This window comes from Micromonospora sp. NPDC048830 (assembly GCF_043198215.1).
GTDB lineage: Bacteria > Actinomycetota > Actinomycetes > Mycobacteriales > Micromonosporaceae > Micromonospora.
In genome coordinates, this window is record NZ_JBICUP010000025.1 from 1 (window position 1) to 24920 (window position 24920).

17 protein-coding genes and 4 pseudogenes are annotated in these 24920 nt (G+C 70.6%); 10 read left to right on the forward strand and 11 right to left on the reverse strand.

Annotated features, from left to right (window positions below):
• Window positions 1-89 precede the first annotated feature (89 nt).
• Window positions 90-776: pseudogene (locus ACGFIZ_RS20985) on the forward strand (transposase); the annotation flags it as partial.
• 174 nt (window positions 777-950) lie between these two features.
• On the opposite strand, the pseudogene ACGFIZ_RS20990 reads toward ACGFIZ_RS20985, so the two are convergent.
• The 3 genes and pseudogenes from ACGFIZ_RS20990 to ACGFIZ_RS21000 all read right to left on the reverse strand — a co-directional run.
• Window positions 951-1862 (reverse strand): annotated as a pseudogene (locus ACGFIZ_RS20990) (RNA-guided endonuclease InsQ/TnpB family protein); the annotation flags it as partial.
• Window positions 1787-1960 carry a helix-turn-helix domain-containing protein gene (locus tag ACGFIZ_RS20995; RefSeq protein WP_393421738.1) on the reverse strand — a complete coding sequence of 58 codons (174 nt, stop codon included), beginning with the start codon at window positions 1958-1960 and terminating at the stop codon, window positions 1787-1789. The pseudogene ACGFIZ_RS20990 and the gene ACGFIZ_RS20995, both read right to left, overlap by 76 nt.
• Window positions 1887-2315 (reverse strand): annotated as a pseudogene (locus ACGFIZ_RS21000) (alpha/beta fold hydrolase); the annotation flags it as partial. The pseudogene ACGFIZ_RS21000 and the gene ACGFIZ_RS20995, both read right to left, overlap by 74 nt.
• A 260-nt stretch (window positions 2316-2575) precedes the next feature.
• Between ACGFIZ_RS21000 and ACGFIZ_RS21005 the strand changes: the two are divergent.
• Together ACGFIZ_RS21005 and ACGFIZ_RS21010 are read left to right on the forward strand one after the other, a co-directional pair.
• Window positions 2576-3553, forward strand: coding sequence for a thiamine pyrophosphate-dependent dehydrogenase E1 component subunit alpha (locus tag ACGFIZ_RS21005; RefSeq protein WP_393421588.1), 978 nt, complete (start codon window positions 2576-2578; stop codon window positions 3551-3553).
• A complete protein-coding gene (locus tag ACGFIZ_RS21010; protein WP_393421589.1) occupies window positions 3550-4542 on the forward strand; it encodes an alpha-ketoacid dehydrogenase subunit beta in 993 nt (330 codons plus the stop codon). Before ACGFIZ_RS21005 ends, ACGFIZ_RS21010 begins: the two co-directional genes overlap by 4 nt.
• Here the strand turns inward: ACGFIZ_RS21010 and ACGFIZ_RS21015 are convergent.
• The 5 genes from ACGFIZ_RS21015 to ACGFIZ_RS21035 form a co-directional block, all read right to left on the reverse strand.
• Complete coding sequence (locus ACGFIZ_RS21015) at window positions 4529-5884, reverse strand: MFS transporter (protein ID WP_393421591.1); 1356 nt, start codon at window positions 5882-5884, stop codon at window positions 4529-4531. The two genes, ACGFIZ_RS21010 and ACGFIZ_RS21015, sit on opposite strands and share 14 nt — an antisense overlap.
• Window positions 5885-5910: 26 nt before the next feature.
• Complete coding sequence (locus ACGFIZ_RS21020) at window positions 5911-7113, reverse strand: cytochrome P450 (protein ID WP_393421593.1); 1203 nt, start codon at window positions 7111-7113, stop codon at window positions 5911-5913.
• Window positions 7114-7178: 65 nt separating this feature from the next.
• Window positions 7179-7769, reverse strand: a complete 591-nt coding sequence (locus tag ACGFIZ_RS21025; RefSeq protein WP_393421595.1) for a DUF5825 family protein — start codon at window positions 7767-7769, stop codon at window positions 7179-7181.
• A 1-nt stretch (window position 7770) separates the two neighbouring features.
• Window positions 7771-9615, reverse strand: coding sequence for a RiPP maturation radical SAM C-methyltransferase (locus ACGFIZ_RS21030; protein ID WP_393421597.1), 1845 nt, complete (start codon window positions 9613-9615; stop codon window positions 7771-7773).
• A 155-nt stretch (window positions 9616-9770) separates the two neighbouring features.
• A complete protein-coding gene (locus ACGFIZ_RS21035; protein WP_393421599.1) occupies window positions 9771-10529 on the reverse strand; it encodes a ferritin-like domain-containing protein in 759 nt (252 codons plus the stop codon).
• Window positions 10530-10890: 361 nt separating this feature from the next.
• Here ACGFIZ_RS21035 and ACGFIZ_RS21040 point away from each other — a divergent pair, with 361 nt between their 5' ends.
• From ACGFIZ_RS21040 to ACGFIZ_RS21060, 5 genes and pseudogenes are all read left to right on the forward strand, one after another.
• Window positions 10891-13902 (forward strand): ATP-binding protein, encoded by a 3012-nt coding sequence (locus ACGFIZ_RS21040; protein WP_393421601.1) that lies wholly within the window; start codon window positions 10891-10893, stop codon window positions 13900-13902.
• A 177-nt stretch (window positions 13903-14079) separates the two neighbouring features.
• Window positions 14080-14463 carry an SCP2 sterol-binding domain-containing protein gene (locus tag ACGFIZ_RS21045; protein ID WP_393421603.1) on the forward strand — a complete coding sequence of 128 codons (384 nt, stop codon included), beginning with the start codon at window positions 14080-14082 and terminating at the stop codon, window positions 14461-14463.
• Entirely contained in the window at window positions 14448-16526 is a 2079-nt protein-coding gene (locus tag ACGFIZ_RS21050) for a glycogen debranching N-terminal domain-containing protein (protein WP_393421605.1), read from the forward strand. Before ACGFIZ_RS21045 ends, ACGFIZ_RS21050 begins: the two co-directional genes overlap by 16 nt.
• 416 nt (window positions 16527-16942) lie before the next feature.
• Window positions 16943-18385, forward strand: a complete 1443-nt coding sequence (locus ACGFIZ_RS21055) for an amino acid permease (RefSeq protein ID WP_393421607.1) — start codon at window positions 16943-16945, stop codon at window positions 18383-18385.
• A gap of 683 nt (window positions 18386-19068) precedes the next feature.
• Window positions 19069-19401, forward strand: a pseudogene (locus ACGFIZ_RS21060) (histidine kinase); the annotation flags it as partial.
• A gap of 44 nt (window positions 19402-19445) precedes the next feature.
• Here ACGFIZ_RS21060 and ACGFIZ_RS21065 read toward each other — a convergent pair.
• On the reverse strand, window positions 19446-19664 hold the full coding sequence (locus ACGFIZ_RS21065) for a GNAT family N-acetyltransferase (protein WP_393421740.1): 219 nt from the start codon (window positions 19662-19664) through the stop codon (window positions 19446-19448).
• 215 nt (window positions 19665-19879) lie between these two features.
• Here ACGFIZ_RS21065 and ACGFIZ_RS21070 point away from each other — a divergent pair, with 215 nt between their 5' ends.
• The gene (locus ACGFIZ_RS21070) at window positions 19880-20842 is read left to right on the forward strand and encodes a zinc metalloprotease (RefSeq protein ID WP_393421609.1); all 963 of its coding nucleotides are present in this window, start codon (window positions 19880-19882) and stop codon (window positions 20840-20842) included.
• 98 nt (window positions 20843-20940) lie between these two features.
• On the opposite strand, the gene ACGFIZ_RS21075 is transcribed toward ACGFIZ_RS21070, so the two are convergent.
• Together ACGFIZ_RS21075 and ACGFIZ_RS21080 are read right to left on the reverse strand one after the other, a co-directional pair.
• Complete coding sequence (locus ACGFIZ_RS21075) at window positions 20941-22776, reverse strand: glycoside hydrolase family 3 protein (RefSeq protein WP_393421611.1); 1836 nt, start codon at window positions 22774-22776, stop codon at window positions 20941-20943.
• A 161-nt stretch (window positions 22777-22937) separates the two neighbouring features.
• Window positions 22938-24026 (reverse strand): trypsin-like serine peptidase, encoded by a 1089-nt coding sequence (locus ACGFIZ_RS21080; protein ID WP_393421613.1) that lies wholly within the window; start codon window positions 24024-24026, stop codon window positions 22938-22940.
• Window positions 24027-24342: 316 nt separating this feature from the next.
• Between ACGFIZ_RS21080 and ACGFIZ_RS21085 the strand changes: the two genes are divergently transcribed.
• The gene (locus ACGFIZ_RS21085; protein ID WP_393421742.1) at window positions 24343-24915 is read left to right on the forward strand and encodes an SDR family NAD(P)-dependent oxidoreductase; all 573 of its coding nucleotides are present in this window, start codon (window positions 24343-24345) and stop codon (window positions 24913-24915) included.
• The last annotated feature ends 5 nt before the right edge of the window (window positions 24916-24920 follow it).

The window sequence follows — 24920 nt, forward strand, 5'->3', positions numbered from 1 at the left end:
ATAGCCATCAACCTGTTCCTATCTGTGCCGACCAGCTTCTACTGGCCATAACGGACTTTCATTGACATCCGTTACACAGATCTCCCTACAGGCCCGACTCGGCGTACTGCGCCGGCAAGATCGTGGCCGCGGTCGTCAAGGCCGGCGCCATGTTCTCGTTCGCCATCGCCCGTAACCCGGCCGTCGACGCCGCCATCGCCAGCATCGACGACAAGAAATGCCAACCGGTGCGCTACCCCGGCGCGGTCATCGACCCCGACACCGGGCAACTGATCTCCGACGCCCACGTGGCCGAAGTGCCGTTCACCGCGTTCGCCGGCACCCGCCACGAGACCACCGGCCGGCTGATCGTGCGCCGCGTCCTGGACGCCAACGCCCAAGACCCCCTGTTCCCGGTCTGGCGTTACCACCCGTTCTTCACCAACAACCCCGAACCCGTGGCCGACGCCGACATCACCCACCGCCGGCACGCCATCTGCGAGACCGTCTGGTCCGACCTCATCGACGGACCCTGGGCCCACCAACCCTCCGGAGTGTTCGGCGCCAACGCAGCCTGGAACATCCTCGCCGCGATCTGCCACAACCTGCTCCGCGCCGCCGGCACGCTGACCGGCGCCGCCCGCTACACGGTGGCCCGAGGCGCCACCCTGCGCACCCACCTGATCAACATCCCAGCCCGGCTCGCCCGCCCTCAACGCCGCCCCGTGCTGCATCTACCCGCCCACTGGCCCCGCGCCAGCGCCTGGCTGGCCTTCTGGAACGCCGTGTTCACCTGACCACAACACCACTGCCACCCGCACCACACCACGCACACCCCACGCGACTGACCCGACGAACAGGAACCGAGCACGCTGGACCCAGAGGCCAGCAGAACAGCCGCACCCTCAAACCACCAAGATCAACTCATTCGGGCCAAAGATCATGCCGGCCACCCGATCCACGGATTCAGGCTAAAGGCGTGGGATTCCGACCCTCGCGGGTTGGGGTTCCTGGTTCACCGCAGACAGCACGGAAGGAGTTCCTTCGTGTCTGACGTCCGCTCCGCAGGCGTTTTGCGTCTCGACCAGCCCGGCCGCGACGGCGATGTTCTTGGCGGCGTTTACGTCCCGGTCATGCCGGGTGCCGCACCCCGGACACCGCCAGTGGCGTGTGCCGAGGGAGAGTGTGGCGAGCAGATGCCCGCACGTCGAGCAGGTTTTCGACGACGGATACCAGCGGTCCACGACGGCGAAGGTGCGGCCGTCGCGGTGGGCCTTGTAGGTGAGCAGGGTGCGAAACTCGGCCCAGCCGGTGCGGGAGATCGCCTTGGCGAGGGACCGGTTGCGGACCATGTTCGCCACGGCCAGGTCCTCTACGGCGATGGCGGCGAACCGGCGTACCAGGGTCGTGGACTGCTGGTGGAGGAAGTCCCGGCGGGCGTCACGCACTCGCGAATGCGCGCGCGCCACTTTCCGTCTGGCTTTGGCGCGGTTGGCGGAGCCCTTCTGTTTTCGGGCCATCATCCGCTGGTACCGCTTGAGTCGGCGTTCGCGGCGCTCCATGTGCCGGGGGTGGGAGATGCGTTCGCCGGTGGACAGCACCGCAAAGTCGGTCAGGCCGAGGTCGACGCCCACCACCTCGCCCGGCGGTTCGGGTGGGGTGGGTGTGGCGATGTCGACGGCGAAGGTGACGAACCAGCGGCCGTCCGGGTCACGCGACACCGTCACCATCGTCGGATCCAACCCGGCCGGGTCGACGTCGGGCCACGACCACACAAACCGCAGCACACCGGGTGTTTTTCCCAACGTCAGATTGCCGTTACGCATTCGGAAGGCCGACCGGGTGTAGGAGGCGGACTGGCGGCCGTGGCGGGACTTATAGCGCGGATACCGTGACGGGCGGCGAGAGTGCGGTTCCATACCACCCTGACGCAGCCGAACGTGCGGTTCAGCACCACCGCCTGCTCCGGGGTCGGGTACACCCGACACCTGTACGCCGTCCGCACAAAACCAGTCATACCAGAAAGGACAGTAACGGCTGACGGCACGTCCGCCATTCCTCCCCGCCCTGAAGGGCGGGGCATCCTGGCGGTGATCCGGTGACCTGACCCGTTCCGGGCGGCGGATGGCGGCCAGCATGGCGACCACTCCGCCGTACGAGTGCCCGACCAGGTGGCTCGGCCTGTCCATCAGTTCGACGATGTCGTCGGCGTCGACGTCGTAGTCGCTTCGTTCGACGTCGGGGCTGGCGCCGAATCCCCTCCGGTCGACGACGAGGATCCGGCGGTGCTCCCCGAGTGGCCGCTGGTGTGCGAACGACGCGAGGCACCAGGTCATGGTGCCGTGGATCAGGACGACCTGCTCGTCACGCGCTTCCCGATCGTCCCACACCGTCACGTGTATCGGCTGCACGGCCCCGAGCGTATCGAGGCGGGCGGGTCCCGCGCTGTCCCTGATCGCCCGGCCGGCGAGAGCCGGGCGGCCTATTGACAGTCTTCGCTGAATCGATCAAGACTACGTCTACCGTCGACACCCTTCATGAAACTTCCGACACGGAACGGGCGTTCCTCGCAGTTCGGCGAAGGTGGGAATCACTGGTGCAGTTGACAGCGGCATACCGGACGATGCTCCGGATCCGGATTCTCGAAGAGAAGATCATCGACTGCGCCAACCGGAACCTCGTCGCGGGGTTCGTCCACCCGTACACCGGTCAGGAGGCGATCGCGGCCGGCGTGCTGGCCGCCCGGCGCCCGGACGAGTGGGTGGTCAGCTTCTACCGCTGCCACGGGCACGCGGTGGCGGCCGGCCTGCCGCTCGACGGGATCGTGCGGGAGGTCCTGGGCCGCGAGGGCGGCGTCTGCGGCGGCAAGGGCGGCTCCATGCACCTCGCCGACCGCGAACGGCGCTTCCTCGGCGCCAGCTCCATCGTCGGCAGCCAGCTCTCCGTCGCGGCCGGGGTGGCCATGGCGGAACGCGGAACCGGCCGGGCCACGGTCGTCTTCTGCGGCGACGGAGCCCTCGGCGCCGGGGTCAGCTACGAGACCCTCACCATCTCCGCGACCCTGGGGCTGCCCCTGCTGCTGGTCTGCGAGGACAACGGCTGGCAGGACCAGACCCGGAGCGAGCTGGTGCGGCACCGGACACCGGCGCAGCTCGTCGACGGCCTCGGGCTGGACCACGTCGAGGTCGACGGCAACGACGTGGCGGCCGTCCACCGGGCGGCGGAGACGCTGCTGACCCGGTGCCGGCGGGAGCGCCGCCCGCAGGTCCTGGTGGCGAGGACGTACCTGCGGCACTACCACGCGCAGGTCGGTGGCGCCCGGCCGCCGGAGTACCGCCCGGCGGAGGAGGTCGCGTACTGGCTGGCGCGCGACCCGCTCGACATCGCCGCGGCGGCGGCGGACGTCCCCGACCCGTGGCTGGCCGAGGCGCGGGCCGAGATCGAGCGGGAGGTCGACGAGGTGTTCGCCGCCGCGCTGGCCGCCCCGCCGCCGGACGTCGCGACCGCGGCGACGAACGTGACGGCCGCGCCGCTGCCCGCCGCCGTCCCCGCCGTAGCGGCGGTGGCGCGGTGAGCCGGCACCCGGTCGGTACGACCGTCCGCGCGGCGCTCACCGAACAGCCCGACCTGCACATGTTCTGCACCTACCAGCAGGACGACCTGATCGAACTCTTCGGCGCCGACCGGATGGTGCGGCTGCCGATCGCCGAGAACGCCATGGTCGGCATGGCCGTCGGAATGGCGCTCGTCGGCCGGCGGGTGCTGGTCAGCATCGCGCGGGTGGCGTTCCTCTTCACCGCCTTCGACCCGCTGGTCAACCAGGCCACCAAGTGGCGCTACATGTCCGACGGGCAGTACCAGGTGCCCCTGGTGATCCGGGGGCTCACCCGCGGCGACGAGCACCTCGGCGCGCAGCACGAGCACAGCGCCCACTCCCTGCTCAGCCAGATTCCCGGTCTGGTGGTGGCCGTGCCGGGTTCGCCGAACTCCGCCGCCGGGCTGCTCGCCACCGCCCTCACCCACCCCGACCCGGTGGTGGTGCTCGAGTCGCCCCGGCTCTACACGCCCGACTGGCAACAGCTGCCCGAACCGGAGCCCACGCCGGCGCCGCTGCCGTTCGGCGTCGCCGGTCGGGCGCTCGCCGGCCGGGACCTGACCCTGGTGGGCATCGGGAACACCGTGGCCCTGTGCCTGCGGTCCGCCCGCCGCCTGGCCGACCACGGCCTGCGCTGCCAGGTCGTGGACCTGCGTACCGCCGCGCCCCTGGACCGGGACGGCGCCGCCGAACTGGTGGCGGCGGCGGGGCCGGTGGTCCTGGTGGACGAGGAGCCCCGTCGGTCCTCCCTGATGTGCGACCTGGGGATGCACCTGGTGCAGGCCGGCGCCGTCGAGCCGGACCGCCTGGCGTTCGTGTTCGGCGCGGCCGTGCCGGCGCCGGCGAGCCCGGTGCTGCTGGCCCCGCTCCTGCCCACCGTCGACGACGTGGTGGCGGCGGCACTGGGGCTCCTGCCCGCCCGTTCGGGCGGCGACGGCGGCCGGGCCGGGCGGCTCAGGCCTGCGTGACCCGTTCCGCGGCCGGCTCTGCCGCCGCCGGCTCCGGGCCGCCGCGCCCGGAGCCCGCGGCGGGAGCGCTGCGCCCGGTGTCCGGGACGGGATCGCGGCGCCGGGAGATCCCCACCGCCACGACGGTGGTGCCGGCGAGGGCGACGACGGCGAACCCGGCCAGGGCCAGCGGCAGCGGCCAGATCCCGGCGGCGACACCACCGACGACGGCCCCGATCGGCACGGCCAGGACGGACACGGTCCGGCTGAACGCGACGACCCGGCCCATCCGTTCGGCCGGTACCAGCCGCTGTTGCAGGGATGCCGACGCGATCGTCCACACCGTCGCGCAGTAGCCGAAGAGCAGTTCGTACACGACGAACAGCGGCATCGGGGCGGCCAGCGAGGCGGCCGGGATGAGCAGCAGCGACCCGGCGGCGACCGGGGCGAACACGCCGATCGACCGGTGCAGGCCGACGCGGCGGATCACCCGGCGCGCGGTGCCCACCGCCGTCATCGCCGCCGCGCTGTTCACCCCCCACAGGACGCCCACCTGCACCGGGTGCAACCCCAGCTCCCGGTAGGCGTAGACGGTGTAGAGGGCGCCGAGGCCGGCGCCGCCGACGTTCAGCGCCGCGGCGGCCAGCGCCAGCCGGGGCAGCAGCGGGACCTCCCGGAACGTGGCCAGGCCCTCGCCGATCGAGGTCCGGAAGTCGCGTACCGAGCGCCGAAGGCCACGGATCCGCGCCGCCGACGCGGGCGCCCGTTCGGGGCGTTCGGCGCCGCGCAGCCGGCCGAGGATCGCGGCGGAGAACAGGTAGCTCACCGCGTCGACGGCGACGGCCGACGCCGCGCCGAGCAGCTGGATCAGCAGGCCGCCGAGGGCCGGCCCGAGGATCTGGCCGGCGGCCCGGGCGCCGGTGAGGGAGGCGTTCGCGCCGACGAGGTGCGCGGCCGGCACCAGCCGGGGCAGCACCGCGTTGACGGAGATGTCGGTGACCCCGGCGAGGACGCCGGAGGCCGCCGCGACCAGCACGAGCACGGGCAGGGACAGCACGTCGAGCAGGTACATGGCGGGCACGGAGGCCACCACGAGGGCGTGGGTCAGGTCGTTGGCCACCAGCAGCCGGCGCGGCGACCGGAGGCCGTCGACGAGCACGCCGACCAGCGGGGCGGTCAGCCCGCGGGCCCCGTACTGCAGCGCGAACAGCAGCGACGCGGCGAGCGGCCCCGCGTCCAGCAGCAGCACGGCCAGCGTCGGCAGGGCCAGCGCGGTGACGTGCGTACCGGTCAGGCTGACCAGCTGGGACAGGACCAGCGGCCGGATCGCCGAGCGGCCGAGCAGGGCCGATGGACGCCGCACCCGACCTCCCGCGGTGCCGGGCCCCGTCACCAGGCAACCGGCAACTCGCGAGGCCCACGCAGGATGGTGCCGGTCTTCCAGCTCACGTTACCCGCGGGGACGGCGAGGCGGAGGGTCGGTATCCGGTCGCGCAGCGCCGCCAGCGCCTCGTGCAGCTCCATGGTGGCCAGTCGGGCCCCGAGGCACCGGTGCGGCCCCCAGCCGAAGGCCAGGTGCGGGGCCGGATCGGCCCGGTCCGGCCGGAAGCTGTCGGCCGCCGGGAAGACCTCATCGTCACGGTTGCCGGAGATGGTGGAGACGAAGACCGCCTCCCCGGCCCGGACGGTCACCCCGTCGAACTCGACGTCCTCGACGGCGACCCGGGCCAGCCCCGTGCCGCCGTTGAGCGGCACGAACCGCAGCAGCTCCTCGACCGTGTGCTCCAGCCCGGAGGGGTCGGCCCGCAGCTGGGACCACTGGCCCGGCCGGGTCAGCAGCAGATAGGTCGAGTTGGCGATGTGGCCGGCGGTGGTCTCGAACCCGGCGGCCAGCAGCGTCACCCCGAAGGAGACCAGCTCCTGCTCGGTGAGGCGGCTGCCCTCGTCCCGGGCGTGGACCAGGGCGCTGAGCAGGTCCTCCGTCGGCTGCTCGCGCCGCTGCCGGATCAGGTCGCGCAGGTACGCCTCCAGCGACTCGACGACCTCCCGGAACTCCTCGGCCGTGATCCTGCGCAGCGCCACCAGCGACTCGGTCCACCGGCGGAACTCGGCCTGGTCCTCCAGCGGTACGCCCAGCGTCCGGCAGAACACGGTCATCGGCAGCGGCAGGGCCAGCGCCCGGATCAGGTCGACCGGCGGCTCCTGCCGGAGCAGGTCGTCGATGAGCCGGTGCGCGACCTGGCGTACGTAGGGCCGGAGGTCGTCGATGCGGCGTTCGGTGAACGCGACGGCCACGAGCCGGCGCAGCCGGCCGTGCTCGGGGCGGTCGACGTCCATGATGGTGCTGACGAACGGCGGGTCCGGCATCTGGCGGGGCACGTCCGGGCCCATCGCCGCGGCCCGGCTGAACCGCGGGTCGGTCAGCACCTTCCGGACGTCGGCGTACCGGGTGGCCAGCCACGCCTCGCCGGCGTACGGCAGCCGGATCCGGGTCAGGGTTCCGGTGCGCCGCGCCTCGTCCAGCCGCGGGTCCAGGGCCAGTTCTCGGTAGTTCAGGAACGGGTAGTCGTGGACCTGGTCCAGCAGACTCACGGAGGTTCTCCTTCTGCGTGCCGGTCGGGGCGTGGGCCGGGTGGGAGGATGCCGGGTACCGGCCGTCAGACGGACAGGTACGGGACGGGCCAGTGCCGGATCCGGTAGGGCAGGACCAGCAGCCGGTCCTCGGCCCGCAGCAGCAGGCCGGCCTCGGCGACGGTGTCGACGAGCTCGCGGGCGGCCGGGCCGAGGTCGTCCACGGTCCGCGCCCGCGCCATCGCGAGGAAGTGCTCGGCGCCCTCGTCGATGGTGAGCCGGGCGTCCTCGCTCTCCGGGCGGACGTCCTTGATCATGACGAAGCCCGGTCCGCGCCGGTAGAAGAAGCTGCCGTACCGGTACCCGGCGGTCCACCGCATGGCGTACGCGGCCGCGTCGGCGTCCACCCCGCCGGAGGGCGCCACCAGGTGGACGTGGGTGTGCGGCGGGAAGGTCGGCGCCCCGGCCAGCCGCCACCGCAGCCGTACCGCGTGACTGGTGACGTCGCGCAGGTAGCGCAGCAGCTCCAGGTCCTCGGCCGGGGACCGCCCGAAGGTCAGGACGGTGTCGACGTCGACGGTCCGGTAGGTCAGCTCCGGCGTGATGACCGGCAGGCCGTCCGGCCGTACGGCGACGGCCTGCGCCGGGCCCGGCAGGGTCTGTTGTGCACTCGGCATGTCAGCCCACCTTGATCGGGATGGTGGAGGTGGCCAGGGCGATCCACTGTCCGTTCTCGACGAAGGCCAGGCCCCGCTCGACGAACCCGGCGAGGACGGCCAGCAGCTCCGCCTCGGGGACGGCGAAGCCGGCGCCGGCCAGCTCCCGGCGCAGGGCCGGCAGCGACCGTCCCGGCTCCACGGCCAGGTACGCCGCGCGGTGCAGCGGGTCGGTGATCCGGTGGTCGGTGGCCGGCCAGCCCACGCGGCGGTCCTCGACGACGATCGCGTCCGGCTCGTCGACGCGGACCAGCGTGCTGTCCGGGTAGCCGGCGCTCCACGCGTCGAGCAGCTCGCGCAGCTCCACCGCCTGCTTGTCGGAGATGCCGGCCGGGTCCGTGTCGAACAGGTAGACCATGTCCCGCAGGTCGGCCTCGGGCAGGGCATAGACGTGCCGGTACGCCTGCGCCGTCCACCGCTGCGGGAAGCCCAGCGCCGGGTTCTCGAAGTACGGGCTGAACCGTTCCAGCAGGATCCGGGCCGCCCCGCCGGGCGGTTGCAGGTGCATCAGGGCCGGCAGCTGGCGCATCACCGGCAGGTAGTCCGCCATCCGCTCCTCGGGGAAGCCGTACAGCCAGTTCCAGGTGACGGTGAGGCCGGCCGACTCGCAGTCGCGCAGCGTGCGGACGTTGCGGACGCCGGACACGCCCTTGTCCATGATCTTCAGTACGGGGGAGACGAGGCTCTCGATGCCGGGCTGTACGTGGCTGACCCGGGCGGCGCGGAAGGACTCGATCTCGGCGGGCTTCAGGTTGGACTTCACCTCGTAGTGCAGCCGCAGGTCCCAGCCGAGCTCGGCGATGCGGGGCAGCACCGTGGTGGGGAAGCTGTTGTCGATGATGTTGTCGACCATGATGACGTCGAGCGTGCGGTGCCGCCCGGTCAACTCCTCGAGCTCGGCGAGCACGGTCTCCGGCGACTTGGCGCGGAACGTCATCAGGGTGCCGTTGAGCCCGCAGAAGGTGCAGTGGTGCTTCTCGCCCCACCAGCAGCCCCGGGCGGTCTCCATCACCAGCTTCGGCTCGATGTGCGCGTTGACCGCGGACGCCTCCAGCTGGGCGAACCAGTCGTCGAAGTCGGGCCGGGGCACCTGCGTCATCGGCAGCGGGGGCGGCTGCGGGTTCTGCCGGGCGGTGCCGTCCTCGTCCCGCCAGCACAGGCCCGGCACGGTGGCCAGGGCGGTGGGGGAGGGGTCCTCGACCAGGACGGCGAGCAGCTTCGGGAAGGCGACCTCCCCCTCGCCGCGGACGACGAAGTCGACGTAGGGGTAGTTGCGGTGCAGCGCGACACCCATCGGTCCGTCGCAGTTGCCGCCGCCGACGACGATCCGGACACCGGGTTCACGTGCCTTGATCCGCTTGGCCACCGCGAGGCTCGGGACGTTCTGCATGAAGGTGGTGCTGAAACCCACCACGGTCGGGCGCAGCGCCAGCACCTCGTCGGTCACGAGGTCCACGAAGTCCTCGGCGTGTTCCCGCATCCGCTCGACGGTGTCGATGTCCTGCTCCCGCTGCCGGGCGTACTCGCGCAGCGTCTGCACGCCGAAGCTGGGGTCGTCGTGCAGGACGCCGGTGAAGACCCAGTCGCCCAGCCCGTCGAAGAGGCCCTCCTCGGCGACGGCCGTGTACTCGCGCGGACCGATCTCCTCGCCGGTACGGGCCATCAGGAACTCGGCCCAGCGCAGGTTCGCGTGGTAGGTGGCCGGCGTTTCCAGACCGGCGCGGGTCACCGCGGCGCGCAGCAGACCGATCGGCAGCGACGGTGACTCCAGCGACTGCCACGGCATGGTGACGAGGCAAACGGACACGTCGTCGTCCCTTCCTGCAGTGGGGACCCGGGATCGCTCCCGGGTCCCGCACCGTCACTTCTCCGACTCGGTCTTGGGCCGGTTGAGCGGCACCAGGTACTTGCAGACACCGTGCGTCGGCGCCTTGACCTTGACGACAGTGATCTTCATCGGGATCACCTCCCCTCCTGGATGTCGATCTCGATCCCGGCGGCGGTGAGCCTCGCCCGGTGCCGCCGGAGGAACCACGCCTGGACGTCCGCGGGGTCGCGGTTCGTGTGGGCGGCCAGCGCCACGCCCACCTCTTCCAGGCCGGTCAGTCCGATGCCGATGTCGTGCCATTCCTGGGCGTGCGCCGCCCAGGCGTCCCGGCCCTCGGGCGTGCGGGTGGCGCGGGCCAGGAAGTTCAGGCCGATCGCGATGTGCCGGATCTCGTCGCGCCGGACGTGGTGGTACAGCCGCCCCAGCGGGTCACCGGCGAAGACCTGGCTGAGCAGGATGAACTCGTCGGCGGCCAGACCCTCCAGCAGGGTGTGCACCAGGGCCCGGCCCATGTAGGGCAGGCTGGCCAGGCCGTCGTCGAGCGGTTGCAGCACCTCGCGGCACTGCTCCGGCTCCCCGCCGACCGCCTTGGCGTACTGGTAGAAGGCGTCGGCGTGGCGGGCCTCGTCGGCGGTGGCCAGCGCGAGACTGAACCGCAGCGGGGCGTCCTCCGTCTCCACGGCGAGGGTCGCCGCCGCCACCAGTCCCGCCTGCTCGGCGTAGTAGCCACGGGAGGCCACCCGCCAGGCGCGTTCGGCCCGCACCGGGTCGTCGCTGAACCGCCCTTCGCGCAGCACGTCCTCGATCCGCCACGGTGACCGGTCCCGGGTGACCCGGAAGATCCGGTACGTCAGTTCGTCCTCGTCGAGTTCGTCGGGGCGCAGCAGCGTCATGAGGGGTCCGATCGTCGCTGGGGGGCGGCGGTCAACATGCCTAGGAGCTTCACCGCACGCGGTCGACGGTGGCAGTGCGGCCGGGTACCCATATTTCGGCCGGGTCGGGGCCGTGGCCGGCCGGGACAACCTCTCCGCCGGCCTCGGCGTCCCGTCGGGACCGACCGATCCCCGGTCAGCGGCGCTCCGGCCGGCGATCGAGGCGCGGACTATCTGGGTAGTGACCACCCAGCGTGCGCCGCTGATGACTGAAAGGTCAGGTGAGTGGCCGCCGGTCGATCGGACAGGGTGGCCGATTGCCGGCCCCCGCTGCGCCGATCGTCGATGGGTGATCCCTCAAATAGTTGATATCAATGAATGTATGCCGGTGCGGGCTTGCGACTTGGTGGGCAGGGACGACGAACTGCGCGCCATCGAGCTGGCCACGGTGGCCGCCCGCGAGGGCCACGGTCAGGCGCTCTTCCTGACCGGGGAGGGCGGCATCGGCAGATCCCGGCTGGCCGCCTCGGCCGGCGGGCTGGCGTCGGCCGCCGGCATGCGACTGCTCCGCGGCCGGGCCGGCGCGATCGGTCCGACGATCCCGCTGCGCGCGTTGACCGAGGCGCTGCTCTCCCTGCGCCACGATCCCGCGCCGGTCGACCTCGCCGCGGTGGGGCCGTACCGGCGGGTGCTGGCCCGGCTGGTACCGGACTGGGCGCCGGCCGCCGCGCCGGACCCCGGCGGGCCCGCCGACCAGGCCGGTGCGCGCCAGAGCCGGGACACCCACTGGTCACCCGGCCACGACCTGCTCATCCTGGCCGAAGGGGTGCTCCGACTCGCCGGGCTGGCGGCGGAGGGCCGCGGTTGCCTGCTCATCCTCGAGGACCTGCACGACGCCGACGCGGAGACCCTGGCCGTGGTCGACTACCTCGTCGATCACCTCGACCGGCAGGCGATCACGCTCCTCGGCACCCTCCGGGCCGATCCGGGCCCGGCACTCGACCTGGCCCGTGCCGCCGCCCGCCGCGGCGCGTGCCGGCTGATCGAACTGCACCGGCTGGACCGGGACGACCTGCGCCGGCTGGCCGCGGCGCGGCTAAACACGCGCCCCGCCGACATCCCGGAAGCCACGCTCGACCTGCTCTGGGCGGCCAGCGGCGGCAATCCCGCGCTCGCCGGGGAGCTGCTCGACGGCATGGTCGTCGGCACCGGCACCGGCACCGGCACCGGCACCGGCGGGCGGCCGACCGGCGGGCACCACGGCACCGAGGCGGTCCTCGTCCGGAGCCTGGCCCGTCAGGTCGGCCTCCTGGACCCGGGTCGACGGGAACTGCTGTCGCTGGCCGCCGTGCTGGGACCGCGCGTCCCGCTGGCCCTGCTGCGGCGGGCCACCGGCCGGCACGACCAGGAACTCGTCGACGACCTGCGCAGCGAACCCCTCGCCCGACTGATCGTCCCGGACGGGCCGGCGGCCGACTCGTACGCCTTCCCGCACCCGCTGCTCGTGACCGGCGTCCGTACCCTGCTCTCCCCGGCCGACCGGAGCCGGCTGGCCCGCCGGGCCGCCGAGGCGGTCGCGGACGTCCACCCGGGACTGCCCGGGCCCTGGTGCCAGACCGCGGCGGGCCTGCGACTCGACGCCGGCGACCGAGAAACCGCGGGCCAGCTGTTCGCCGAGGCCGGTCGACGTGCCGTCGTCCAGGGCGCCGCCGAGTCGGCGGTGGCGCTGCTGGCCCGGGCCACCGACCTGCTCGCCACCGACGCAGACAGCGCGACCCGCGCCGAGGTCCTGGACGACCTGATCGTCGCGCTGACCGAGGCCGGCCTCCCCGACCGGGCCCTCGATCACGCCGCCGCCGCCGACGATCTGGCCGACGCCCTCGACCGGCCCCACCGCGTCCGGCTGCACACCAGCCTGGCCTGGGCGGCGGCCGCCGCCGGCCGACCCGCCGACGGCCTGGCCCACGTCGACGTGGCCCGCGCCCTGCTCCCCGCCCGTCCCGCCGCGGCCGACAGCGCTCCGGTGGACGTCGTCGCCGCCTGCCTGACCTGGCAGGCGAAAGGGCCGGAACAGCTGCGTGCCGCCGAGGCGACGGTTCGCCGCGCCGAGGCGGCGGCCCGGGCGGTACCGCTGCCGATCGTCGCCTGCCGGGCCGCGCTCCTGCTGAGCGTGCTGACCGGATCCCGCGACCCCGACGAGGCGACCGCCAGCCTCGACCGGGCCTGGACGACGGCGGTACGGCACAACCTGCCGAGCTGGGAGATCCTCGCCCTGGTGCGCCGCGGTGAGGACGACGCGCTGCGCGACGGAGACCTGGACCGCCTGGAGCAGGCCGAGCGCGCCGCCGCCCAGGTCGGTGCCGTGGCCGCCCGCCAGCACGCCGAGGCGGCGCGCGCCCTGCACGCCGTCCTGCGCGCCGACTTCGCCGCCGCCGCCATGCTCACCGAGCGGGCCCGCGCCGCCGCCTCCCGGCTGACGCGGCCGCATGCCACCCGGTACGCGCTGCTGCTGCCCGCCGTGCTCGCGGCACACCAGGGCAGGCAGCGCAGGATGAACGACGCGCTGGCCGAGTTCTGCCGGCACGGCGGCGACCAGCGGCGGTATCTGCCCGTGGTCCACGGACTGGCCGGAGTGTTCTGCGCGTTGCTGCAGGAGAACCGGTCCCGCGCGCTGGCCGAGTCCTGGCGGGCGTGCCGCGCCGCCGCCGACGAGCCCACGTGGGGTCGGCTCGCCGGCCGGTACGGCGTGCACGCGCTGCTCCGGGCGCTGGCGGGGGACCTCGACCCGGCCGAGTGTTCCGCCCTCGCGGCGGCCCCGGCCGCCCGGTTCCGCTGGAACCGGCAGTTCATCCTCTTCACCCGTGCCGTCCTGGCCGGCCGCGCCGGCCGCCCGGCGGACGCGGTCGCCGCCGTGGCGGAGGCTCTGCATGCCTCCGCCCCGTACCCGACGGCCCGGCACCTGGGCCTTCGCCTGGTCAGCGAGGCGGCCCTGACCGACGGCTGGGGCCGGCCGGTGGAGTGGCTGCGCACCGCCGAGGAGTACTTCCACGCCGCCGACGCCCCGGCGGTGGTGGCGGCCTGCCGGGCCCTGCTGCGCCGCGCGGGGGCCCGGCCCCTGCAACGCCGGGCCGGGGTCGAGGAGATTCCCCCCTCGCTGCGGTCGGCCGGTGTGACCCTGCGCGAGTACGAGGTGCTGCGGCTGCTGGTCGACCGGCTGAGCAACCGGGAGATCGCCCACCGCCTGCACCTGTCCTCCCGCACCGTGGAGAAGCATGTGGCGAGCCTGATCGCCAAGACCGGTCAGCCGGACCGGATCGCGTTGGGCCAGTTGGCCGCTGCCACGGCGGCGACCTGGACCACCGAGCCGCGACCGCCCGCCCCGCCCGACGGGTGACGCGACGACTGTAGCGATCGGCCTCTTCCACCTCGACACGATCCTGCTGCGGCGCCTGTACACGCTGGTGGTCGTGCAGGTGCCACCCGAAGGGTCGTACAGGGTTTACGTACTTCCCATCCGGGCATCCGTGACGGCGACGCAGCCAGGTCCTATGGAGGGAGGTTAGGAATCCGCATGCAGAAACAGATTGAGCAGTTCTTCAGCGATCTGGGCAACCGCGGGCATGACCCGCGACTCAGGCGAATTAGCGGAGTCGTCCGTTTTGATATCATCAACGGCGCTGAGCGGGAGAGCTGTTTCGTGACAGTCAACGCGGGAGACGTAGCTGTCACGGCCGAGGGCCCCAGTCCTAACGCGGTTCTAGCCGCAACCGAGAGCGTCTTTGCCCAACTCATCAACCGGGGAGAATGGTTCGCGGCCTTTTTGCGGGGCGACCTCGTCACCAAAGGCGATTACCTCCTCATCGACCGTCTCTCCATTGTGATTTTCCCAGGGCCGCCAGACGCACTTGGCCCGCGGAAGTGGCAAGAAAGGAAACGGCAGTGTCCGACGGGGTGAGGCTCCTCGATGGACGCACCTTCGCTGTATCCGATGGCAGCGGCGACATCCGAGAAGATGGTAATGCCGTGCTCGGCCTCTTCTCCCTGGATACACGATTTCTTTCCAGGTGGGTACTGACCATCGACGGCACCCCGCTGGCCCCCCTTTCTCGAGACGAGCTCCAGTATTGGCAGGTTCGTTTTTTCCTCATCCCCGGCCTGGCGACACAATACACCGACTCAAAAGTTTCGGTAATTCGGGAAAGATCGCTAGGCGGCAGCAAGGCCGCCACGCAGGCGGGATCAACCGAAGCGTCCCGCATGACTGAGAAGATTGTCGTCCTCAATCATGGAGAGGAGGCGATCAACCCGAGGATTCGCCTTGACGTGGCGGGGGACTTCGCCGACATCTTCGACGTCAAGGGAGGGACGCCAAGAGAACGACCAGGCACGATCGAGGTGTCGGCAGAACGCGAGCGCCTTAGGCTGGTCTTCCGCCGCGAGAACTTCAGGCGCGAGACCGATATATTGGCAAGTAGCAACCCCCGCATCGACGAGCATGGCCTGGAATACTCGCCGAGAATTGCACCTGGTGGAAGTTGGACTACGGAGATTCAAGTCAACAGCTACCTGGGTGGTTCAGATATCAGAGACTTTAGAGAGGCGATCAACGCGCCGCATGGCGTGGTTCGCATGGCCCTGAAGGATGACCTGAGGGACTGGTTGGACGAGGCACCCAAGGTGGAATGTTTATCGCTCGACATCTCCGAGACATACCTGCGAAGCATGGTTGATCTCGCGGCGCTACGTTTCCCCCCTCTCGCTCTCGCCGGACGCACAGTTCCTGCCGCGGGCCTGCCTTGGTTCATGACGATCTTCGGCCGCGACAGCATCTTTACATCTCTTCAGTCTCTGCCTTTCGTGCCCGAATTGTCACAGAGTACTCTTCGATATCTAGGTCTGGATCAGGGAGTGCATATCAGGGATTTCAGAGAGGAGGAGCCAGGAAAAATCATGCATGAGGTGCGATACGGCGAGACGGCGGCCTTCGAGGAACAGCCGCACGGTCCATACTATGGATCCGTGGACGCAACCCCCCTGTTCGTAATTCTCCTTGATGAATACGAACTCTGGACTGGGGATGAAGCGCTGGTCAAAGAGCTGGAAATGGAAGTGAGAGCCGCCCTGAGCTGGATGGACGACTACGCCGACCTCGTGGGCAACGGGTACCTTTGGTACGAGCGAAGGAATACGGTGACGGGCCTTGAGAACCAGTGCTGGAAGGATTCCTGGGATTCCCTCTCGTACGGCGATGGCAGGATTCCAGGCTACCCACGTGCCACCTGCGAGGCCCAAGGCTATGCGTATGACGCCAAAATTCGCGGCGCACGGCTTGCCCGACGATTCTGGAACGATCCGGCATATGCCGAGAAGCTTGAGCGCGAGGCGAGCGACCTGCGGGAAAGATTCAATCGCGAGTGGTGGGTTGAAGACGGCGGCTACTTCGCTCTTGCCATGGATCCCGACGGACGCCAACTGAGCGTCCTGTCATCGAATATCGGCCACTTATTGTGGAGCGGCATCGTCGATGAGGAGAAGGCTCCGCAACTCGTTCAGCATCTAATGGGAAAACGCCTGTTCAACGGCTGGGGCGTACGAACGTTGGCCGAGGGAGAGGCTCGCTACAATCCCATCGGATACCACGTTGGAACCGTATGGCCGTTCGATAACTCAATAATCGCATGGGGGCTGCGCCGGTACTGCTTCGACGCCGAGGCCGCAGCGATCGCCGAAGGCATGTTTACGGCAGCAAAATACTTTGATGGACGCCTCCCGGAGGCCTTCGCCGGATACGACCGCTCGCTTACCAACTACCCCGTGGAGTATCCCACGGCCTGCAGCCCACAAGCCTGGTCCACGGGCGCACCCTTACTCCTGCTCCGAACGATGCTCGGAATGGAGCCCCGCGACGCTCGCCTGACATTCGCGCCAGTTCTACCCGCCGGAGTCGATCGCCTTGAGATCCATGGTATCAGAGGACGATGGGGGCGGATTGACGCACTGGGTCGCGGTGCCGGCTAAGGAGAGGCTCACGGGGACAGGGGTCTACGGCCTCAACTGTGTGCCGTTGCGGAGAAGGGAGTCAAGCGACCAAGACGAGCAGGAGCACATGCGGGTGTCGAGCACCGCATGCAGCACCGATTGATGGCCCACCGCGCTTGAGATGGGATAGGGCGCCAGGAAATCCGGAAGACACCCGTGCAGCTTATTTGCTCGCTCCTTCCCTCCCGGCTCCAAAGGACTATGAGCCCGGAGGGCAATCGCATGGATAGAACGTTGCCCGCATGGCTAGAAGTGTTCTACGCATCGCATGCGTCGCGTGTCGGCGGGCAGGGGCAACACGCCGCATCCGAATGCAGCTCCTCTCGTTGCTGAGTTGGGGCGTCAACGGCCAACGTGGTAGGTCGTCCGGCTTCAACGCGGGAGAGGAGAGCGGCATGCACCAAAAGGGAGCAGCAAGTGAAGGTCTGCCGCCGATCTTCCGGCGCAAGCCGGTCGAGGAACTCACCGAGGAGACCGAGGAGGGGCTGTCCCGCTCGCTCGGGCTGTGGCAGCTCACCGCGATCGGGATCGGCGGCATCATCGGCGCCGGCATCTTCGCCCTGGCCGGGGCGGTCGCCAACCAGACCGCCGGCCCGGCCGTCCTGGTGTCGTTCCTGATCGCGGGCCTGGCCAGCGCGGCGGCGGCACTGTCGTACGCCGAGTTCGCCGGCATGATCCCGAAGGCCGGCTCGGCCTACACCTACGGCTACGCGGTGCTCGGTGAGCTGGTCGGCTGGTTCATCGGTTGGGATCTGCTGCTGGAGTACACCGCGATCGTGGCCGTGGTAGCCATCGGCATCTCCGGCTACCTCAGCTTCCTCGTCGGGAAGCTGGGCGTCAACCTGCCGGCCTGGATGCTGGGGGCACCGGGCACCGGCGACGGACACGTGGTCGACCTGTTCGCGGTGCTGCTCTGCCTGCTGATCGCGTACCTGTTGAACCGCGGGATCAAGACGGCGGCGCGGATCGAGGCCATCGTGGTCGGGCTGAAGGTCGGCGTGGTGCTGCTGGTGATCGTGGTCGGCTTCTTCTACGTGAAGGCCGGGAACTACTCGCCGTTCTTCCCGTACGGGGTCGGCGGCACGATCACCGGCGCCGCCACGGTCTTCTTCGCCGTCTTCGGGTACGACGCGTTGAGCACCGCCGCGGAGGAGTCCCGGGAGGCACGTCGGCACGTACCACAGGCGATCATCTGGTCGCTGGTCATCTCGATGGTGCTGTACGTGCTGGCCACGCTGGTCCTCACCGGCATGCAGAACTACCGGGACATCGACCCGGAGAGCGGCTTCTCCTCGGCGTTCGCCGCGGTGGGGCTGTCCGGGCTGGCCAGCGTCGTCGCGGTCGGGGCGATCATCGGGATCCTGACGGTGATGTTCACCTACATGCTCGGGGTCAGCCGGGTCTGGCTCTCAATGAGCCGCGACGGCCTGCTACCGGCCTGGTTCGCCAACCTTCACCCAGTCCGCCGAGTCCCGACCCGGATCACCTGGATCGTCGGGACCGGCTCCGCGCTGCTCGCTGGCTTCCTGCCGATCCGGCGGGCCGCCGAGCTGACCAACATCGGCATCCTGCTGGCGTTCGTGGTGGTCTGCATCGCGGTGATCGTGCTGCGCTACCGCCGTCCGGACGCGCCGCGAACGTTCCGGCTGCCCGGGATGCCGGTGGTCCCGGCGCTCGGGGCGCTCTTCTCGATCTGCCTGATCGCCTTCCTCAACCCCGTGACCTGGCTCCGCTTCGCCGCTTGGTTCCTCCTCGGCACAGTCATCTACGCCCTGTACGGCTACCGCCGCTCCAAGCTGAACAGCAGCCCTCGCCATGCTAGAAACGACCTGGGGTAGCCGACGCCGAGCGCCGGCTGACAGAACACCCTGGAGTGGCCCGACAGTGTTGTCCGGCTCCCGTCTTCGGGTGAGCGGTGGGTGGCAGTTCGGGTCTCCTGCAACCGTCGACCAACCACCGGGTCATTCTTGGCAACATCCGTAATCCCTTCTGTGGGCGGCAGGAGAAACCGCAGAGCCCGGACATTGCGGCGGACATTGATCCGGACGTGCACTTCCGCCGCCCGCGGATCCCGGCACGTCGGCGAGCCGGCCAGGCAGAGACGACCGCGCATACCATCGGGCGGGTGGCGACCGCTCCCGACGTTCCCGGCCCCGATTCGCGGCTGCGCCTGCCCCGGCTGGCCACCCTCGCCTACCTGGCCATGAGCGTGCTGACCAGCATGTTCATGCCCGGGATCGGGGTGTTCGGCGAGTCCGACAGCCGCTGGTTCGTGCTCGGCGCGGTCGGTGTCCTCCTGTTCGGTGCCGCCCACGGGGCCGCTCTGTACACGGTGGTCACGCCGTGGCTGACCGAACCGGCCCGGCGCCGCCTGCCGCCCGGCTTCGGGATCGCGTCGGTCGGGTCGGTGCCGTTGGTCGGCCCGGCCGGCAGCGACGACTGGTCCACCTGGGCGTGGCTCGGCGCCTCGATCGTCGGCGCCGTGCCGCTGCTGCTGCGCCGCTGGGCGGCCGGCGCGGCGATGCTGGCGGCCACCGTGGTGTCGGCCGCGGTGGCCTGGTGCACCCGCGGCTCGGTCGCCCACTACGTCGTCGTCACCGCCGGCATCGGGCTGGGCGTCGCCGCGGTGAACTGGTTGCAGGTGTGGTTCTGGGACCTGCTCGTGCAGGCCCAGCAGGGCCGGGCCGCGCAGGCCCGGCTGAGCGCCACCGAGGAGCGGCTGCGCTTCGCGCAGGACGTGCACGACCTGCTCGGCCACAGCCTGTCGGTGATCGCGCTGAAGGCGGAGCTGGCCGCGAGGCTGGCACCGGTGGACGCCGAACGGGCCGGCCGGGAGGCCCGCGAGGTGCAACGGCTGGCGGTGTCCGCGCTCGCCGAGGTACGCGAGGCGGTCCACGGCTACCGCACCAGGCAGTCGCCCTCTGCGCGCAGCGCGTCCTCGCCCGCCATGGCGAGCACCGACGCCCGCGACTGCTCGCGGGTACGCGGCTCGGCGTCGAGCATCCAGCGGACGACGTCGGCTCGGCGCTGGTACGCGTACACGTCGTCGAGGTCGTCCAGGGTGACCGGGCGCAGGGTCAGCCGCGCGGTGCGGATCGGGTACGTCGGCCGGAACATCAGGCGATCCTAGGGAAGCCGGGGCCGGTGTGGCCTTTCCATCTCGGCGATCCGGGAACGGGCACGGGCGACGGCCGGTCGTCGAGGCGTCCCTTGGGGCCTGTTGCAAATGTCAATGGCGTGTTCTCATACGGACGACCATGTGAGCGACTTCCGCGACGGGCCTCGTCCATCCCGCTCCATGGCCCCCAATCCCATGCGTGAAAGGTGCACGGATGCGCAGAAGATCATCATTTCAACTGGCGGCCCTGACCGCTACCGCCGCCACGTTCCTGGCGGCCGGTGGCGCCTCCGGGGCGGTCGCCACGGCGGCGCCCGTGACCGCCTCCCCGGGTGTCGTCGTCTGTGAACCCGGAGCCGAGGGGCACAGCGCGGCGCGGGTGAGCGAGGGCGCCACCGCACAGGAGCCGGAGCTGTATTCCAAGAACGAGGCGAACGCCTACGGCGTGATCAAGGATTCGCCGCGCCTGCCCAACGGCAGCGTCACCGTGCCCACGGTCTTCCACATGATCTCCGACCACCCTCTCGGCGCGGCCGAGAAGGACAGGTGGAACACCCTGATCGCGGCGCAGCTGACGGTGCTCAACGACTCGTTCGCGGGCCGCACGGCGGCGGACGCCTCCGACACGCCGTTCCGGTTCTCGCTGGTCGACACGACGTGGACGGTGAACAGCGACTGGTACACGGTCGTGCCGGGCAAGAACGAGCGGGACATGAAGCAGGCGCTGTACACCGGCGACTCCCGCACCCTCAACGTCTACGCGGCCAACATCGGCGGCGGGCTCCTCGGCTGGGCGTACTTCCCGAAGGGTTACAACAACGGCCGGGACCACATCGACGGCGTGGTGATGCTCGACGAGTCGATGCCGGGCGGGACGGCGGGCAAGTACGCCCTGGGTGACACGCTGACGCACGAGGTCGGGCACTGGCTGATGCTGGAGCACACCTTCGCGCACGGCTGCTCCGCCTCCGGCGACTACGTCGCGGACACCCCGCGCGAGGCGGTGCCACAGTTCAACTGCCCGACGGGCGCGGACACCTGCACCGCACCCGGGCTGGACCCGATCCACAACTTCATGGACTACACGCAGGACTCCTGCATGAACATGTTCACCGCGGGTCAGGCGGACCGGATGAGCGACGCCTGGGTGGCGTTCCGGGCCGGTGGCACCAAGTAACCAGGCACCTTCGGGGTTGACGGGCCGCGACCGGCGGCCCGTCAACCCCGAACACAAGCGCCACCCTCACCGAACCAGCCGTCCTCGACGGCCCGCTTTCAATACGTCAGGCCGAAGCCCTGCGGAAAGAGCGGCACCTGCCCGTCGCCCGCGTTTATGGGCTGCTGGCTGACCGAGTTCATCCAGGTCATCGGCAGCTTGCCGGTCGGCGCGGCGCCGAAGAGCACGTCGGCCACGCCGGCGCCCTCGGTGCCGGGCAACCACGCGGCGAGCAGCGCGTTCCAGTTGGGCAACTCGGCGGCGACGTCGAGCGGGCGGCCCGACACCAGCACCACGATCACGGGCACTCCGCTGTTGCGCAGGGTCGAGATCGTCCGCAGGTCCTCCCTGTCCAGGCTCATGCTGCCGGTCCGGTCGCCCTGCCCCTCCGCGTACGGTGTCTCGCCGACCACGGCGATCGCGGCCCGGTAGCTGCCGTCGATGCCGGTGCCCCGGGCGTTGTAGGTGACCGTCGTGCCCGGACCGGCGGCGGCCCGGATGCCCTGCAGGATCGCGGTTCCCGGGGTGATGTTGCCCGACGAGCCCTGCCAGGAGATGGTCCAGCCGCCGCTCTGGTTGCCGATGTTGTCGGCGTTCTTGCCGGCCACGAAGATCTTGTTGTTGTCCCGGGCCAGCGGCAGCACGTTGCCCGCGTTCTTCAGCAGCACCTGCGACTGGCGGACGGCCTGCCGGGCCAGCGCCCGGTGGGCGGCGCTGCCGACGGTCGGGGTCCAGCCGCGATCGGTGAACGGCCGCTCGAAGAGCCCCAGCTCGAACTTCTTCGTGAGGATGCGCCGGTTGGCGTCGTCGATCCGGCTCAGCGGCACGTGCCCGTTCTGCACCTCGGCCCGCAGGGTGCTGATGAAGGTCTTCCAGGCGGTCGGGACCATCACCATGTCGATGCCGGCGTTGATCGCGGCGGTGACCTCGGCGGCGGTGAACCCGGCGGAGCCGTCGATCTGGTCGATGCCGTTCCAGTCGGAGACGACGAAGCCGCCGAACCCGAGCTCGCCCTTGAGTACCGTGCTGATCAGGTACTGGTGGCCGTGCAGCTTGACGCCGTTCCAGCTGCTGTAGGAGATCATCACCGAGCCGACGCCGCGCTGCACCGCCGCCTGGAACGGTGGCAGGTGGATGGCGCGCAGCTCCGCCTCGGTCAGCGCGGTGTCGCCCTGGTCGTCGCCGCCGGTCGTCCCGCCGTCGCCGAGGTAGTGCTTGGCGGTGGCGAGGACCGAGGTCGGGCCGCCGAGGCTGGTGCCCTGCAGCCCGGTGATCAGCGTGGTCATGTCGGAGGGGATGTCCGGCGTCTCGCCGAACGACTCGTACGTGCGGCCCCACCGGTCGTTGCGGGCCACGCAGAGGCAGGGGGCGAAGTTCCAGTCGACGCCCGTGCCGGAGATCTCCTCGGCGACCGCCTGCCCGACCTGCTGCACCAGGGCCGGGTCGAGGGTCGCGCCGAGCCCGATGTTGTGCGGGAAGATGGTCGCTCCGACCACGTTGTTGTGCCCGTGCACGGCGTCGACGCCGTAGACCATCGGGATGGCCAGCGGCGTCGCGAGGGCGGCGCGCTGGAAGCCGTCGTAAATGTCGGCCCAGCCGGTGGCGGTGTTGGGCGAGGGAGCCGAGCCGCCACCGGACAGGATGGAGCCGAGCCGGTAGGTCGTCAGGTCGGCGTTCGTCACCGAGCCCCGCTCGGCCTGGGCCATCTGGCCGATCTTCTCGTCCAGCGTCATCCGGGACAGCAGGTCGGCGACCCGGGTGGCGACGGGCTGCGTGGGGTCCTGGTAGGGGAGGGGCGCGGCGGTGGCGGGTCCGGGCGCGGCCAGGGCGGTGACCGCGGCGAGGAGCAGGACGAGGCTGAGGGGACGGCGGACGCGGTGGGGGTGGCGGGTCACGGGGCACTCCCTTCGACGGAGCGGGGCGGCCGTTACCGGCACCCCATGGCAGCAGGAGATCGAAGAACACCACTGGATCCTGGCTGGTGCGCGCGGCCGCCCGACCCCCGGCATGGAACGGCGCCGGGTCCGAGGCCGGACCCGGCGCCATTTCATGATCGTCAGGCGGAGATGTTACGGATGGTGTTGTACAGGTTCGCCACCTGGTTGCCGTAGTACGGCGAGTACATGTACTGCGGGAGGGCGTTGTACTTGAAGTCGTTGTGGCCGTTCAGGTAGCCCCAGTTGCCGTCGAACTGCATCAGCCAGCCGCCGCCGGAGGAGCCACCGGTCATGTAGTTGACCATGAAGATGGTGCCGCCACCGCCGTTGTAGGTGGGGCCGTTCTCCGCGGTAAGCAGCTGGCCGTTGAACGGCGACGCCTGCGGGTAGCCGAAGGCGTACACGTACTGACCGATCGCGAAGTTCCAGGCGATGCCCTGGCCGCCCAGGTAGTCGCAGATCCGCCAGCCGTTGACGCGGCCGATCACGGCCGACCCGACGTCGTTGGCGAAGTCGTTGTTGTTGTAGAAGAAGGCCGTGGTGGACCAGAGCTGGATGGCGGGCCACCGGCCGTAGGGGGCAACGCCGTTGTAGTAGTTCGGGACGAAGACCCAGTTGCTCGCGAACACCCCACCGCCGGTCAGGCAGTGCGCCGCGGTCCACACCGAGGACCGGCCCTCGGTGTTCACGATGGTCCCCGAGCAGACGTAGTTACCGCCGTTGAGGGTGAAGAAGACCTTGCCGGCGGTGCGGGCCGTCGGGTGGCCGACCGGGTAGTTCGGGTAGTAGGCCTGCGTCCCCACGTCGGAGGAGTCGACCGTGGACGTGCTCGCCTTCGGCTCGACCGCGGGCGCGGCCGGCGCCACGCTGCCGGACGGCCCCTGCGGCTTGGTGGCGCTCTTCGTGGAGTCGGAGGCGCGGTCGCGCTTGGCGAGCGCCGCCTTCACCGCGGGGATCTCGGTGTCCGGCTTGGCCGCCTTCATGCGCTCCGGGGTCCAGTACGCCGTCAGGGCGTCCTGCCGGGCGTCGGCGCCGGTGCCGGTGACCGTGCGGGTCACCTCGGGGCTGAGCTGGGCGGGGCTGCTGATGACAGCGCTGGTCGAGCTGGCCGGGGCGGCGGAGGCCGCCCCGACGGTGCCCGCGGCGGTGAGCGCCGCCGCGGACATCACCGCGACAGCCGTCAGGCCGCGTAGCAGTCTCGAGGACATCTTCCCTACCTCTCGGATAGTGGATCGGGAGGACGAAATTACTGCACCGAAGCCATGGATTGTTATCGCTTGAAGTTCAAGTAGGCAGATGAAGGGAAATGTAACCAAACTACTGAAGGTTGATTTTATCGATTGACTCTGGTAAATAGTGATCCGAATGCGGAGTTGCCGCTGAACGAAGCGGGCGCATGGGAATTCCATACCCCTCCGGCAAATCCCGTCAAGATGCGTTTCGGTCGCCGGGACTGGCGTCTGCCGCCATTGCGCCGCGCGCTGGTTCGCTCGTCGTCGCGCCCCGGACGTCGCCCCTGATGGGATTGGCGGCCCGATCGAGCAGGCCCCGATGGACCGGGTCCGCGCGCAGTTCGAGACGAACGTCTTCGGGCTGAGCCGGCTGACGCAGCTGGTCCTGCCCGGCATGCGTCGGGCCGGTCGGGGCCGCATCGTCAACATCAGCTCCATGGGCGGCCGGATCGTGTTCCCCGCCGGAGGCTACTACCACGCCAGCAAGTACGCGGTCGGGGCGATCTCCGACGCGCTGCGCCAGGAGGTACGGCCCTTCGGCATCAAGGTGGTCGTCGTCGAACCGGGCCTCATCCGCACCGGCTTCGAGGCCGTCGCCGCCGCGTCCCTCACCGCGGGCGGTCAGGCGTCCGGCCCGTACGTGGGCATGGTCGCCAGCGTGAACGCCGCCATGGCGAAGTCGTACGGCAACGGCCTGCTCACCGCCACGCCGGAGGCGGCGGCCCGCACGATCGAACGGGCCGCCACCGCCCGTGGTCCACGCAGCCGCTACCTGGTCACCCCCGCGGCCTGGGCGATGGTGCACACCCGCCGCCTCTTCGGCGCCCGACTCTTCGACGCGGTCAACCGGATGCAGTTCCGCTGACGAGC